At 50.3% G+C, this 288-nt stretch carries 1 tRNA gene and 1 rRNA gene; both read left to right on the forward strand.

The window, feature by feature from the left end:
• A 16S ribosomal RNA gene (locus tag CIL02_RS13885) occupies positions 1-71 on the forward strand; the annotation flags it as partial.
• 118 nt (positions 72-189) lie between these two features.
• Positions 190-263 (forward strand) — tRNA-Ile (locus CIL02_RS13890).
• Positions 264-288 lie beyond the last annotated feature (25 nt).

Consider the following 288-nt stretch of genomic DNA (forward strand, 5'->3'; position numbering starts at 1 on the left):
CAAAACTGGTGATTGGGGCTAAGTCGTAACAAGGTAGCCGTACCGGAAGGTGCGGCTGGAACACCTCCTTTCTGGAGCGGAGTTCCTTTATATTGCACAAGTCAAGGTTGGTTTTCCTTTCTTGTACTTCTCTTCGCTGTCTTTAATAATAAGGTGAATGGTTCGGGCAACACGCCGCGTGACCTGCACAGTCCTATAGCTCAGTTGGTTAGAGCGCCACACTGATAATGTGGAGGTCGGCAGTTCAAATCTGCCTGGGACTACACTTCGACCGAGGCTACGAGGTCA

The sequence above is a fragment of the Prevotella sp. P3-122 genome (genome assembly GCF_002251365.1).
GTDB lineage: Bacteria > Bacteroidota > Bacteroidia > Bacteroidales > Bacteroidaceae > Prevotella.